The organism is Hyphomonas pacifica (assembly GCF_000682675.1).
In the GTDB taxonomy this organism is placed as follows: Bacteria; Pseudomonadota; Alphaproteobacteria; order Caulobacterales; family Hyphomonadaceae; genus Hyphomonas; species Hyphomonas pacifica.
Window position 1 is genome coordinate 1 of sequence record NZ_AWFA01000084.1, and the last position, 322, is coordinate 322.

General features: G+C 55.0%; 1 pseudogene. It reads right to left on the bottom strand.

From position 1 onward, the window contains the following. Window positions 1-238 (bottom strand): annotated as a pseudogene (locus tag HY2_RS15950) (NAD(P)-dependent oxidoreductase); the annotation flags it as partial. Between the last annotated feature and the right edge of the window lie 84 nt (window positions 239-322).

Consider the following 322-nt stretch of genomic DNA (forward strand, 5'->3'; position numbering starts at 1 on the left):
CTTCTTCCAGCCGGTTCTCGGCCGCCAGCTTCAACCAGTCGGGAATGTTATTTGAAAGAGGGCAGCCTTGCTGACAGAAGGGCACGCCGCACTGCGAACAGCGGGCCGCCTGCGCGCCAGCAGCTTCCTTGCTGAATTCAGCATAGATTTCCGCAAAATCGTCTGCGCGCGCTTTCGCCTCGCGCTTGTCCGGCATCTTGCGTTCGACATGCGTAAACTGCAGCATTCTTTCTGCCATAGGGGCACTCCTTAGTTCGGAGCATTGGCTTAGGGCCTCCAAGAAACAGCCGCAAGAAGATTCATCCCTAAAAATATCATAATG